General features: G+C 52.1%; 10 protein-coding genes. 4 read left to right on the top strand and 6 right to left on the bottom strand.

The genetic code is table 11. From position 1 onward, the window contains the following. Window positions 1-4: 4 nt before the first annotated feature. Window positions 5-997 carry a serine/threonine protein kinase gene (locus HY774_07460; protein ID MBI4748311.1) on the top strand — a complete coding sequence of 331 codons (993 nt, stop codon included), beginning with the start codon at window positions 5-7 and terminating at the stop codon, window positions 995-997. A 279-nt stretch (window positions 998-1,276) separates the two neighbouring features. Continuing rightward, window positions 1,277-2,209, top strand: a complete 933-nt coding sequence (locus HY774_07455) for a hypothetical protein (GenBank protein MBI4748310.1) — start codon at window positions 1,277-1,279, stop codon at window positions 2,207-2,209. Window positions 2,210-2,347: 138 nt separating this feature from the next. On the opposite strand, the gene HY774_07450 is transcribed toward HY774_07455, so the two are convergent. The 6 genes from HY774_07450 to HY774_07425 all read right to left on the bottom strand — a co-directional run bounded on the left by HY774_07450 (window position 2,348) and on the right by HY774_07425 (window position 12,669). Next, the gene (locus tag HY774_07450; GenBank protein MBI4748309.1) at window positions 2,348-3,367 is read right to left on the bottom strand and encodes a radical SAM protein; all 1,020 of its coding nucleotides are present in this window, start codon (window positions 3,365-3,367) and stop codon (window positions 2,348-2,350) included. A gap of 169 nt (window positions 3,368-3,536) precedes the next feature. Continuing rightward, the gene (locus tag HY774_07445; protein ID MBI4748308.1) at window positions 3,537-5,189 is read right to left on the bottom strand and encodes a hypothetical protein; all 1,653 of its coding nucleotides are present in this window, start codon (window positions 5,187-5,189) and stop codon (window positions 3,537-3,539) included. Further along, window positions 5,189-6,487, bottom strand: a complete 1,299-nt coding sequence (locus tag HY774_07440; protein MBI4748307.1) for a hypothetical protein — start codon at window positions 6,485-6,487, stop codon at window positions 5,189-5,191. Before HY774_07440 ends, HY774_07445 begins: the two co-directional genes overlap by 1 nt. 843 nt (window positions 6,488-7,330) lie before the next feature. Beyond that, entirely contained in the window at window positions 7,331-10,417 is a 3,087-nt protein-coding gene (locus tag HY774_07435; protein ID MBI4748306.1) for an efflux RND transporter permease subunit, read from the bottom strand. Window positions 10,418-10,630: 213 nt separating this feature from the next. After that, entirely contained in the window at window positions 10,631-12,046 is a 1,416-nt protein-coding gene (locus tag HY774_07430) for an efflux RND transporter periplasmic adaptor subunit (GenBank protein MBI4748305.1), read from the bottom strand. Between the two features lie 236 nt (window positions 12,047-12,282). Next, on the bottom strand, window positions 12,283-12,669 hold the full coding sequence (locus HY774_07425; GenBank protein MBI4748304.1) for a hypothetical protein: 387 nt from the start codon (window positions 12,667-12,669) through the stop codon (window positions 12,283-12,285). 366 nt (window positions 12,670-13,035) lie between these two features. Here HY774_07425 and HY774_07420 point away from each other — a divergent pair, with 366 nt between their 5' ends. Both HY774_07420 and HY774_07415 read left to right on the top strand, forming a co-directional pair. Then, the gene (locus HY774_07420; GenBank protein ID MBI4748303.1) at window positions 13,036-13,395 is read left to right on the top strand and encodes a helix-turn-helix transcriptional regulator; all 360 of its coding nucleotides are present in this window, start codon (window positions 13,036-13,038) and stop codon (window positions 13,393-13,395) included. 49 nt (window positions 13,396-13,444) lie between these two features. Beyond that, complete coding sequence (locus HY774_07415) at window positions 13,445-13,768, top strand: hypothetical protein (GenBank protein ID MBI4748302.1); 324 nt, start codon at window positions 13,445-13,447, stop codon at window positions 13,766-13,768. Window positions 13,769-14,288: the final 520 nt, after the last annotated feature.

Below are 14,288 nucleotides of genomic sequence, written 5' to 3'. Positions count from 1 at the left end.
TCATATGTTGACTGGTCAGACAATTGAAACCTATCACATCGGGCAACTTCTTGGCCGCAGCAGTACAGCCGAAGTCTATGAGGCGCGTCAACCCCGTGTGTTTAATCGTTTGGTCGCTTTTAAGCATAGTTTGGTTCCGGTTCACCACTCAAACGCCGCAAACCTGGCTTTTCTGAGCGAAGCCCTGGTTGCCTCGGCGGTTTCCCATCCAAACATTGTCCCGATTTTCGACATTGGCCAGATGCCCAACGGCGAACCGTTTTTCACGATGCAGCGACTGACCGGGGTGACGTTGCGGTTTCATTTTGAACAGCGGCTCCGGCAGAGCGCACCGGTGACCGACAAAATCTATCCGCTTGAAACTCGACTTGAACACCTCAAAGACTGCCTGCCGATTTTCTGGCAGATTGCCTGCGGCCTCGATAGCATCCACGATGCTGGTCATAGGCACGGAAATTTCAAACCGGAGCATGTGTTTGTCCATCCTCAAGGGCACGCCACGCTGTTTGGATTCCGAACTCACGATCCTGGAATCGGAATTGTCGGGGCACCACGGTATCATTCCCCTGAAGAATTGCGGAGCGAACCGCCTGATTACCGGGCCGATTTATACGCGTTTGGCGTGATGATCCACGAAATGATCTTTGGTGAGGTGCCGTTCGAAAGCCCGAAAGTGACAGAACTGGTGTTGCGACGATTAACTGAGCCCTATCCATCATTTGTAAACCTGGTTGAGCCAATTCCATCCGAACTTGAGCAGGTCCTCCAAACCGCGCTTCACCGGACACCTTCAGATCGGTACCAGGCGGCGACGGCATTTATTCAGGACCTCGACCATGCCTTGCACAACAATGTCGTTCCCTTGCGAGTCATCGCCCCCGTAAGTCAACCAGCTCCTGAACCATTGCCGGCCTCAGTCATTCCATTTCCAGGTCATCCAACTTTGCCGGTACCTCCGACCGGATCTGGCCCTGAACCCCAAACCCTGACAAGATGACCGACTGACAAAGTGACAGGGTGATTTTTTCATCCCTTATCCTTCATCCCTCATCCCTTCCGAAAACCCTGAACCCTGGTGGTATGATATTTCCATCCGACTCCCTTAAATAGATTGCCAGCTTTGAACGCGTTGGGCAGTATTTTCTCTCGCGATTCGCTTTTCCTGGCTATTTCGCTATTTCGCTATTTCACTATTTCACTGGTTTCCTTGTAATTTTTTCCGGTGTTTTTCATTTCTGTGTAGCACGCCGCGCAACTGGTTTGGAGAACTCCCCCTGTGACGACTGATCAAGAGAAAATAATTGCTATGTTACTCGGCGAGCTGGATGAGGAAGAGCATTTAGCGCTTCAGGAAACAGTCCTCGACAGCCAAAACTATGAGAACTTTAAGGTCCTTCAGGATCAACTGATGGCTGATTTCCTGGAAGATCGGCTCTCGACTGAGCGAAAAAACCGCTTTGAGACGGTGTTTCTGGTGACTCCCGCGCGGCGGTCACGGCTGGAACTCATCAAGGCCCTGAGAGAAAAACAGGCGGTTCGGGCGAAGGCAACCAGTTCCTGGCGGACATGGATTCCCACCTGGTTTGACCTGAGCCAGCCAAGGGTTCGGTATGCCTGGGGGATGGCGGCCCTGGTGATTGTGGTGGCCCTGGTGGCGAGACAACTGTTGAGGACTCCAGACCAGCCAGGGAAGCCAGACATTGCCCACCAACAGCCAGCCAAAGTTGAGCCACCACCGGCGCCAGGACCAGACATACCAGAGCCGCAACCGCCCCGAACCGGGGATTCACCACCGCGTATACGGCCAAAACCTCAATCACCGAGACCTTCAACACCAACCCTGCCGACGGTGGAAAAACCAGTCGAACCGGTATTTGCCGTGACGTTGCTGCCATTTTCCCTGCGCGGCGCCGAAGAAGAACTGGCCCCAGTGATTCCTGATAATGTTAAAGTTGTGACGCTTAAGCTTTTGATTGATCCGGTTGACAGTTTTCCTCACTACAATGTTGAGATCCTGACCCCAGATGGAAATGCCATTTACCGGGCGAATCACCTCAAACCTGGTGGAAAAGCTCCGGCTCAATTTCTGACCCTGAAATTTCCGATCAATAATTTAAAGGATGCTGATTACCGGATCCAGCTCACCGGGCTGGCCAGAGGCACCCAGGAAACCGCCGGGATGTATATATTTTCGCTTCAGAGGCAGTAGTCGCGACAAGGAGCAAAAGCGGTCGAGGACTTCATTCCAAAAATGGTATTAGAATACAGTCAAGTGATTCAATCAAATTGGTTTAATGATCTACTGACTACTGACTACTGACTACTGACTACTGACTACAAACTGGTTTTAAACCGGATTGTCCGCTATCCGTCCGGTTCGCTGAAGGTACACCGTTTCCCCGAATTTTTCTTTCACTTTGGTTCCAATTTTGACGTTCTGGTTCAGTTTTCCGCATTGCGAACAGCTTGAAAAATACTCGCCTGCCATCAGTTGCTGACGGATGGCATTCCATTGTGGTCCATACCATTGTTCAGAAAATGTTCCCCGCGACAAATGACCGACCTCGACTTCGGTGGAGCAACAATACAGGATGGTGCCGTCAACGGTTACCCGGGCATAGGTCCAGCCCATAAAACACCCAATGTCGGCCATTGGTGCGGTAGCGAGCCCGCCAGTTCGGACCTGGGCTTCGAAAACATCCAGATTGGTCAATACGCCGAGGGTTTGGGCTTCACTTCGGGCCGCTGGAATCAGGTCGGAAAGCAGTCGTTCGCGTTGAAGTTCGCTTATGGCACAGCGTTCGGTGCCGTGCCCGAGGCTCGCCAGTTTAAAAGTAATGTGTTCGGCATTGTAACGGGCGGCAAAGCGAACCATTTCAACCACTTCGTCCGCCGTGTCACAGTTGATGACCTGGACGTGTTTGAATCGTTTCCCGACAGTCGCAAACTGTTCGAGCAGGCGGCACAGTTTGGCAAAATCACGTGCCGTCAAGTTTGGGTGAAAAGCGGTGTAGGACCGGTCACTCACGCCATTGACCGAAATCAACATCATATCCACGTCGAGTTCCAGGATTCGCACCGGGTCAGCCAGCAACGCATTGGTCAGCGTCGTCACCTGCCAGCCGTACTGTTTGCACACCCGAATGATCGAATACACATCCTGATTGACAAACGGGTCGCCCATCCCGGAGAGAATCACCGCTTCCACCGACCTCATCGAAGCAATGTCATCCGCCAGCGGAAGAAAATCAGCCAGCGAAACCTGTTTTCGTTTCCACTCCGTGCTGCGCGGTTGCAAGAGCAACGGCGAATGATCCCAGCACGTCGTGCAATTGGTGTTGCAGCCGTTGGACAGATCAAAATGCACTGTTTGCGGTCCAACCCGGACCTTTCGGGGTTTGGGGTTTGGGGTTCGGGGTTCGGGGTTCGGGGTTCCGGGTTTTCGAAGATTGGTTGGGCTCTTTTTTCGTCCTTTATGTCCTTTATGTCCTTTATGTCCCTTTCGTCCTCGAACCCGGAACCCGGAACCCGGAACCCTACTTCTCAACTTCTTTTCGGGCAGCTTCCAGAACTGACAAAAATGAGCTTCCGGCTGGCAACTGGTCCTGGTACCGGCTCAGGATGGCCATTCCGCGCCAGAGTGATTCTCCGGCAGCGTGTAACGATTCGAGAAAAAGGGCAAGCTGGTCGGCAAATTGATTGGCCTGCGGCTGGCGTTCAGTTGGGAGCAGTCGCAAAAAAGCTGTCGCGCCACGATCATCATCAAACAAATTGAGCCGCTGGATGACCTGAATTGCGAGGGCAATGCGCTCTTCCGCGCCCGCTTCATCGGTGAGTTTCGGCATGCGTTTGGCGAGCGCCAGAAAGTGTCGGGCGGTTGTTTCGGGACGGGCGCCGGCATTGTCAATCAATTCGAAAAACAATTCCCGCCGCTCGCTTCCGTCAACTTCCGAGTCTGGTCCAAGTTCTTTGAGCACTTCCTGAACCAGATCAAAGTCGAGTTCCCATCGGTCAAGCTGGCAGAAAAATTCCGGCGTCCCAAGTTCAAGCGCCTCTTCCAACTGCGATTTCGGGAGTTGCGTGGCCAGGACTTCAAATGCGGCTTCCCGGGCCCAATTGCGGGGGACAAATTCACTGGCGGCAATCGCCAGCGCCTGACGATTTTCCGGATCCCGAAACCAGGTCAGGGTCTCTACAATAGATGAAGGTTCTGGAATTCCACCAGCATCAAGTTTTAAGAGCTGGGCGGCACCGGCTTTGACCGCTCGCTCAACCCGGCGGGATTGTTCGTCGGCAATTTTTTCCTGACCAAAAAAAGCTGTCGGGACGCCGGCGTGGAGCAGTTCGTGGTAGGAATTAAACCCAGCCGCCGAAAACGCACAATCCAGACCCGGAAAATCAAGCGCGGCGTTAAATTCGGTCACCCAGGTAATGTTTGCGCCACGAATCGGCTCTCCGCGAAACAACGGGCCCGCCCCAATCACCAGATGCACATTCGGTTCGCTTCGAAGTGATTCAACCAGCCGTTGCAATACCTGAGCCGCTTTTGGATCACCACCGCCACCGGCACTGACCCAGACGCCATGTGAGTTTTCTGGAATTCCCAACCGGTGCCGGGCCTTTGCCCGCGAATGGAGTTCCACCCGATCACGTAATAAAATCGGCCCCAGGTATCGGGTTCGAGCTGCCAGCCGTGACGAAAGTTCACTTCGCATCTGGCCCGGTTCTTCCGGAACCAAAATTCGATCATAGAGTGGGAGCATCGCCTGAAAGACTTCCTGTTGCGAAAACACGTCCTTCATGGCCCGGTGAATAAACACCTTTGCGCCGGTTCCATCAAGGGCGTGAAACAGCTCTCCGAACGAACCGCCGGGAAATGTATCAACCAGCAAAATGTCGGGCCGCAGCAATCCCAAACTATGCCAGATCCATTGTTTGGCCAGCCGCAGGTAATCTTCTTTTTGAATATTGGTCAGCCGAATTGCTGTTTTACTGGGAATCTTAAAGGCCGCGAATCCTTCTTCAAACGCCAGGGCTGAGGCTTCGGAGGAGGTTAGAATGTAGATATCTGGTTGCACACCGACCAGTTTTCCCAATCGCCGAACCCAGCGCAAAATGGCTGTCACACGGGTCAAATGGCCAAGCCCGGAACCGTTCACCGCATAGGCCACAATCGTCAATCGGCGCATTATGAAATCTCCACAAAACTGGTATCGCCAGGGTATGAACTGTCATAACTCGAAAGAGTGCGTCCAGCGTGGTGATAATCCCTGGAATGTGGATCGTAGCCCGGATGGGAAGTGTAATATTCGCGAACTTCGGGAATAAACGACCCATCAACCCGGCCATCCGTCATCACATCCCACCAGAGCAGGTCGCGACCATAGTCATACCGGTCATATTCCTGAAACACGATGACCCGATCATAATTTTTCCAGAACCGGTCGCGGCGTTCCCCAAGCTTCTGTCGTGGGTCAGCCAGCCAGGCGGCGGCTTCCTGATCCGAAATAATGGCGCCCATCCCGGCATATTTCGGGCGTGAAAATTTGGCGATTTTCTTTTCCAGCCTGGCAATGGCGGTTTGGAGCATTTCGCGTTCATACACGAATTGATGGTTGGCCATTTGTTTCACATAGTCATTTTTCTTTTCGACGCCGTGCAGCATTTTGATCAGCGCTTCACGGCTGCGGTCGCCCTGAGCCCAGGAAAACAATTGATCACGGTCCACAAACGCCAGGTGTTCGCGCAGAGCCAGCCGGCTTTCCTGCAGGATCAGCTCTGGAAGATTCGCCAGCCGGTACCTTGCCTGGCGATGGTGCTCGACCAGTTGATGAACGGCGGCGATTTCCTGTTCCAGGATTTGCAATTCACGGTTCATTTCGTCGCGGGCCTGTCGCAAATGCACATAATCATGGCGGCAGAAATCGAAGTTTTCCTTGCCCAACTGTTCGACGATTTCATCCGCATGTTTCCAATCGAGGTAATAATCCAGATTCCAGGGCCGGAGCGGGTATTCGTCAGTGCCATAGTTGCGTTCGATCAGGATCAAAAAGTGCGGCAAGGCTTCATACCGGTGTGCCGCATCAAACACCGGCTGGCATTGACGGCGAAACGCTTCAGTTTTCAGGATCAGTTCGCCCGACGTTGGATTGATCAATTCATCGGCGCGCTGAAACCGTGGGTCGCCTTCAATCTGGGCAATGGTTTGGGTGAGGGTACGCCGCTCCTCATCAATTCTGGCCAGCGGGTTGCGAACGTGGAACTGGCCGTAGCCGGTAAAGGTCCGCACATTATTGAACGCTTCCTGGCTCAGATCAGGCAAATTTACCAGCGTCAATTGGTCGAGCGCCCGGTTGCGCGAGGCTTCAAGCTCCTGCAGGTTTTGGTGATGCTTTGAAAACGATGATTCCAAAGCCGCCAGCAACTGGCGTAACTCACCGAGACGCATATTCCCTTGATGGACAAAGGTAGAAGGGGTAATCGGCACAGAGATCCTTGTGAAAAATGGGGTAATCGAAACGGAGTGCCTATTGTAGGAAAGCAGGGTGAAAACACAATAAATTTCATCTCCGTTGCGGAAAGGTCGCCTGGGCTAGACACCTCCCACCCGAATGGGCGCCGGAAAATAGCCGGTGGTTTGCCGCTTTGGGCACACCACCGGATCTTCGGCGCCCATCCGGGCGAAAACCAATGTTTCTGCCAGCGAGTGATCGAATTTCATCCCCCTTTTAAGTACCTTGTCATAAATTTCCTGAGATATTGGATTTGGTAAGTGCTTGATTTTTTTCCGTGGTTTCCGTGGTTTCCGTGGTTAAAATGTCTGGAAATTTTCGGTAAGGTACTTATACCAGTTTGTAGTCAGTAGATCGTAGTCAGTAGTTCACTAACTTCAATTGATTAAATTACTTGACTGTTCTCTAATACGATCACTTCATTCCAAAATGGTATTAAGTACCTTACCGAAAATTTCCAGACATTTTAACCACGAAACACACGAACGACACGAAAAGAATCAAACACTTACCAAACCCAATATCTCAGGAAACTTATGACAAGGTACTTATGAGGACTTGTACTCAGCATAAGCGCCAGGGTACGGAAAGTTGAGTACATTTGGGACAACGAGAAGGAGGGATCAAGACAAGGTGACACGGCCCAGGCGGTACAGGTTTGAATCACCTCCAGTTGGGAGCAGGGAAATAAAGCGATTCACTGTGTTGCCTTGTCTCGTTGTCCAGATCGGACGGTGTTCCCTTATCCTGGTGTTCATGACCATCAGGACACCCAGTTTCAAAAGAACAAAAGAAAATACTGTCGAACACCCTGAACCCTATTTTTTCCATCCATAGAGCATCGGTAAAACCACCAGGGTCAATAACGTAGACGTGATCAGCCCCCCAATCACCACGGTGGCGAGCGGACGCTGGACTTCGGCGCCGGCAGAAGTGGCCAGCGCCATTGGTAAAAATCCAAGGCTGGCCACAAGCGCGGTCATCATCACTGGTCGCAGGCGTGAGGCGGCACCTTCCCGAACGGCCTGAATCAGTGTCCGTCCCGATTTCTGAAGCTGATTGATGGCGCTGACCAGTACCAGACCGTTCAACACGGCAACTCCGAAAAGCGCAATAAAGCCGACCCCGGCTGAGATTGAAAAGGGCATTCCACGCAACCACAGCGCCACCACCCCGCCCACGGCGGCAAAAGGAATTCCGGTGTAAATCAATACCGCCTGCCAAACCGAACCAAACGAGGCAAACAACAAGATAAGAATCAAAAACATGGCGATTGGCACCACAATCAGCAATCGCTCGGACGCCTGCTGCAAATTTTCAAATTGCCCGCCCCAGGTCACATAGTACCCGGCTGGAAGCTGAGTTTTTCGATCAAGTTCAGCCTGGGCCTGGGCGACGAAACGTGCGATATCGCGTCCCCGAATGTTGAGTTCAACGCTAATCCGGCGGTGGGTGTCTTCGCGTGAAATTTGGGCTGGGCCTTCAACCACGGTCACGGTTGCCAGTTCGGCCAGGCGAATACGAGCACCGTTTGGGGCTGTCACTTGCAGATTTTTAATTGAATCAATGTCGCGCCCGACGGCGGCATCCAGCCTGACGACGAGTCCAAACCGCTGTTCGCCTTCATAGACGACTCCGGCTTCTTTCCCGGCCACGATGGATTCAACCAGCGTGTTGACATCCTCAACGTTGATGCCCTGGCGGGCAATTTCCCGACGATTGGGAATGATTTGTAATTGCGGCAGCCCGGCAGTTGCTTCGACTTTGACATCCGCCGCCCCAGGGATGCGACTTACAACACGAGCGATTTCATCAGCTTTGATCTTGAGGATTTCCAGGTCATCACCAAACAACTTGATGGCCACATCCGACCGCACGCCGGAGATCAATTCGGAGACACGCAATTCAATCGGCTGAGAAAAACTGAATTGGGCATTGGGCACCTTGCTTTCGAGTGCCGCCGCCATTTTGGAAACCAGGGCTTCGCGTGTTTTGGCGCTGGTCCACTCCGAAGGTGGTTTAAGTCCAACATACAGGTCACTGAAATCAATGCTCATCGGGTCAGTGGCAACTTCAGCGCGACCGGTTTTTGACACGACGCGCGTCACTTCAGGAAACGTTTTGAGCACACGCTCGACCTCGGTCGTGGTTTTGATGGATTGGGTCAAAGACACGCTTGGAAGCTGCTGTATCTGAATCGCCAGCGAACCTTCATCCAGCCGTGGAATGAATTCCGCTCCAAGCAATGGAAAAACCACCGCTGCAATCACGACCAGCCCGGTTGTCACCGCGAGCGTTTGCGACCGGAACTGCAATACCCAGGCCAATGTCGGGTGATACAGACGTTTCACCAGAGCAATCAACCCGCTTTCGCGCTCGGAAACCGGGCCGCGAAACACCAGTGTCATGGCAGCCGGAACAAAGGTCAACGACAGAATCATCGCACCGGCCAAAGCAAAAATGACGGTCATCGCCATGGGGCGGAACATTTTCCCTTCGATTCCGGTCAGACTGAGAATCGGCAAATACACCACGGCAATAATCAATTCACCATACATCGTCGCCTTGCGGACTTCCGCCGCCGCCGAGCAAATTGTTTCTTTGAGCTCCTCTTTTGAAAGCGTCCGACCAAGCTGGTGTTGTCGTTCGCCAATACGTCGAATGGCGTTTTCAACCATGATCACCGCACCATCCACAACCAGCCCAAAATCAATCGCACCCAGGCTCATCAAATTTCCGGAAACTCCGAATACATTCATACCAATGGCCGCAAAGAGCATCGAAAGCGGAATGACAGTCGCCACCAGCACGGCGCCACGCCAGTTTCCAAGGAGGACAATCAGAACCAGGATCACAATCAGCGCGCCTTCGACCAGATTGGTGATGACCGTTCGCAGGGTCCGGTTCACCAGTTCCGTCCGGTCATAAAAGGGAATCAGGGACACGCCTTCGGGAAGTGATTTTTTCACCTGCTCCACTTTGTTTTTGACACCTTCGACCACGGTTCGAGAATTGGCGCCTTTGAGCATCAAGGTGATGCCGCACACGATTTCACCTTCTCCGTCAGCCGTTACCGCTCCCTGCCGAACCACGGCGCCCGTGACAACCGTGGCCACGTCTCGAACAAAAATAGGGATGCCTTCGGGGCCGGTCTTGATCACGATTTCCGCGATATCCGCTGAATTGTTTACTAATCCAATTCCCCGCATGACATATTGTTCCGCGCCATGTTCGATATAGGCACCGCCGACATTGGCATTGTTCCGGGCCACCGCGTCCAAAACATCACGTAGCGTCAACCCAAGACCGTGAAGTTTGGTCGGATCAACCTGCACCTGATATTGCTTTTCCAACCCGCCGAAGCTGTTGACTTCGGTGATGCCTGGCACGCCAAGCAACTGGCGGCGAACAATCCAATCCTGGACCGTTCGGAGCGAAGTCGGGTCATAATCGCTGCCTGGATCAGCTTTTAATTCATATTGATACACTTCGCCAAGGCCGGTGGTGATGGGGCCCAGTTCCGGCGAACCGAGGTTTGGTGGAATCTGTTCGCGAGCCTGGGCCAGCCGTTCTGAAACCAGTTGGCGGGCAAAGTAAATATTGACACCGTCGTGAAAGACGACCGTCACCGCCGACAACCCAAATTTTGAGACCGAGCGAATTTCTTCGACATCCGGCAAACCGGTCATGGTAATTTCAACCGGGAATGTAATTTGCCGTTCGACTTCGAGTGGCGACAGGGCCGGCGCCGCCGTCAAAATTTGAACCTGGACGTTGGTTACATCCGGCACGGCATCAATCGGCAACCGACGAAAGCTGTACCATCCGCCGCCGACCAGCAGAAGCACCACCAACCAAATCAGCAGGCGGTGAGTGACTGAAAATCGAATAATGGTGTTGATCATAATTCTTAGGGTTCGGGGTTCGGGGTTCAGGGTTCAGGGTTCGGGATTCGGGGTTTGGAATTTTTGGGCTTTTTTATTTTGCAACAGGCCGTAAACGACCTGCCTCAACTCAACCACTGCTACGCAGCGAAAACCCTGACAAGGTAATATGATACTTTTTTCATGCTTCATCCTTTCAGAAGCCTTAAACCCTGAACCCTGAACCCTGAACCCTCAGTGATCGTGCTCACCCATTTCACCTTTGAGCAACTGGGTTTTCAGCGTGAAACTGCCCTGGGTGACAATTTTTTCGCCGTGCTGGAGTCCAGTTCGAAGGCGAACCAACCCGTTTGATTCTTCGCTGATTTCGACTTCACGCACTTCAAAGGCGCCAGCTTCATCGGCTTTCGGGAGAAACACTATTGCCTGGTTACCGACCTGTTGGACCGCTTGTGCTGGTATGACAACTTCATTGTGCGGGGAAGCACTGGCGTCAGGTTTGACTCTAAATTCAATGGTGACAAACATTCCGACCCGTAACGTCTCTTTCGGGTTGTTGACCTCGATTCGAACCCACGCCGTGCGGGTATTTTCATTGATGAGCGGATCAAGATAGTTGATGGCACCTGTCAGCGGCTGATCTTCAGGATTGGGAGTCCGAATCGTCGCCGGGTCGTTGGGTTTGAGTTTTCCAATTTGTGACACTGGCACACTGGCCATGACCCAGACAGAAGCCAGATTCGAAATCGTAAACATCGGCTTTCCCGGATCAACGCCAACCCCGGCGTTGACCAGCCGTTCGGTGACGATGCCCGACAGCGGAGAATGAATCGTAACCTGCGCGGTATCTTCGTGGTGGTCACCATGTTCGCCAACCACTGGCGCGCCAAGGGCTTTAAGGCTGTCGCGCATATGGGCGACATCCACTTCAGCCGTTTCAACCGCTGCTTTGGCTTCCTGGACTTCGCGATTGAGATTGATGTTGCTTTGAAAATCGAACTCGGCTTTTGCGGTTTTGTAAGCCGCTTCAGCCGCCGTCAAATCTCGACCAGCGACAATTCCAGAATCAGCCAGTTTGCGGGTTCGATCCAGGTTGATTGACGCTTCATCGAGCCGGGCCCGTGCCTGGAGCACGCCAACTCGATTTTCCACTTGTTGGACACGTTCGTAGGTTCGCTGAGCAATGGCCAGCCGGGTTTCAGCCTCGTGCAATTTACCGTGCATTTCGGCAATCAATGGGCTCGAAAGCCTGGCGAGCACATCGCCGGTTTTGACCCGACTGCCGAGTATCACCAGAACTTCATCCAGACGTCCGGAAACAAGGGATGAAACTTGCTGGGTTTGCAGTTGGTTGGGCTCAACCGATCCGGTGACCTGAATCAACCCGGCAGTTGATTTTGAATCCACAGTCTCAATTGTGATTCCGGCAGCCTGGAGCGCCTCAGGTGACAGTATGACTTCCGCTTCGTGATGCTCTGATTCGGCATGGTCATCGGTATGAGTTGCACTTTTGTTGCCGCTCCGGAGCCAGATAAACCCGACAATTCCGGCAACCAATACAAAACAAAGGGGAATAAAGAGAGCTGGTCGCAAAAAAACCGGCGTCTTAAACGGACGGAGGCCATCTTCAATTTCTGGTTCAACGTTCATGGGACCTTCTCCTGAAATGTGGGTCTGGAACCCAAACTTCACACAATTCCACGCTTCAAAGTAATACCATTTTGGGAATGAAAGGCTCGTATCCGAAGACAGGCAAGTAGTTCAATCAACTGAACCGAAGTGAGCTACTGACGACTGGCTACCGACGACACCCTGGTATTATTGCTTGATGGAACCGATGAATTGGGGAACAAAACACAATTGTATGGGTCAAAGAGTCTGTTGAATCAGAGTGATTTTGGAGGGCGAAACAACCGCTGCAGCCGGGAAGACCCCAGCACAACCCTCTCCGCAGCAAAAACCAGCGGAGGTATATCAGGTCGGGCAAAGGTAAAGACCGTGGTGGATGTAATGTGTGAACAACAGCCAAAACAACAATGGTCACAGCCAGCATCGTCATCCCCAACATAGTTTCCCGAATACATCTCAGGCTGGTTAGTTGCGGAGGCAGCGGGTTCATCCAGCGACTGATGGGCCGGAGTGGAATGTTGGTCAGCGCACACTTCGATATGTCCCACACAATGTGGAAATAAAACATCCGCAATCATCAGGTCAAACCCGACGCAGAGCAGGAACGCGAAAGCCAGCATTTTGTGGACTGACTGAAACGACATGGGCCTTGTCCAATCGGCTGAAATATGCACAACTGCTTATGTAATGGGCAAACCTTACGCAAAATGAGCCCAGAGTTCAAGCTTTAGCTTGTCTTCAAACAAACAATCGGGCCATTCAACTGGTGTCAAGCCGTTGAAAGACTTGTCAGTACCACCTGCGTGAGCGGGTGGGAGTTGAAAGCAACCAGACTCACCCACTGACGCGGGTGGTACTGACTCCCTGACTCTCTGATGTGTCTCCAACACAAAATTCGGTAGAAGCAGGAATAACCATTGTGTATCAGGGAAGCACCAAAAAAATAAAGGTTGACAGAACCAAATCCTTGCTTAATATATGAACACTTGCTCATATGTTGAAAGGTTCATATGCCCGAACATTCCACTTCCTGCCTGACTGAACACGCCGGAGACGCTCTGGTAAAAGACTCAACCGTTTACTTGCTGGATGGCACCACGGCCTTCCAGGTCGCCGAACTCTTTAAAGCTCTGGCTGACCCCACCCGCGTGCGAATCATCAGTTTGTTGGCTGAAAAGGAAATGTGCGTGGGTGAAATTTGCCTGTTGCTTGGAATGACCCAATCCGCTGTGTCACATCAGTTGCGGTTACTCAGAACGCTCCGACTGGTGACGGTTCGCAAAGATGGCCGGCATGCATTCTATGTTCTGGTTGATGACCACATTCGCAGTCTTTTTAAACAAGGAGTGGAGCACATCCAGCACGGGTGATTGACTTCCGCTCGTTCAATACCGACCCCGAAAGAGAAAGGAATTTCCTATGTCCTGTACTGTTCACAACGATCACACCCACGTTCATACCGAAAATTGCGGCCACGTACGCGTTCAACACGAAGACCATGTTGATTATCTGCACGATGGCCACCTCCACCACGCCCACGGTGACCACGTAGACGAACACACCCTCGCCGTCAGCGAAACCAATCCCGATAGCTGCGCTCCAACTGAATGCGAATGCCACCACGATGGCTGCGGACACCTGCAGGTTCCGCATGGCGATCATATGGATTTTCTGGTCAATGGGCGGCTTCACCACATCCACGGTGATCACTGTGATGACCATGGCGCGGTGGCCACGCAGTAAAAGACCTTCGTTGATGACAAGGAGATAGGGTGACAAAGTGACAAGGTGACAAATGAGGACTGTTCAATTTTTTCTGTAACCAGTCAATTTAACCTGGAAAAACCAAGTAACTGGCTCTTTCTTTAGTCATTAAGCATTGAATATAAACAGTTTATCTAAACTTAAAAACGAGCTAAAAAATCCAGTCTAGCCATTTGCACAAAAAACTAAAAAGTCTCAACTGAAGTGATGTCACCTTGTCACCCTGACACCTTGTCACCTGGTCCCCTTGTCACCCTGTCACCTTGTCACCTTGTCACCCAGTCAGCTTGTCACCCGGTCTCCTTGTCACCCTGTCTCCCTGTCACTCTGTCATCTTGTCTCACTTTCCCTGTTTTTTTTCATCTTTTTATCCAATTTTGAAGTGGATGCCTCGCATCCTGAAACAATCAAGTAATTCAATCAAATGAACTTAGGGAACTACTGACTACTGACTACTGACTATAAACCGGCATTCTTTATCCTCCACAATTCGGATGGC

Source organism: Acidobacteriota bacterium (assembly GCA_016208495.1).
Taxonomy (GTDB): Bacteria; Acidobacteriota; Blastocatellia; order Chloracidobacteriales; family Chloracidobacteriaceae; genus JACQXX01.
The sequence above is the reverse complement of the archived record's forward strand: the minus strand, read 5'-3'. Positions and strand labels throughout refer to the sequence as shown.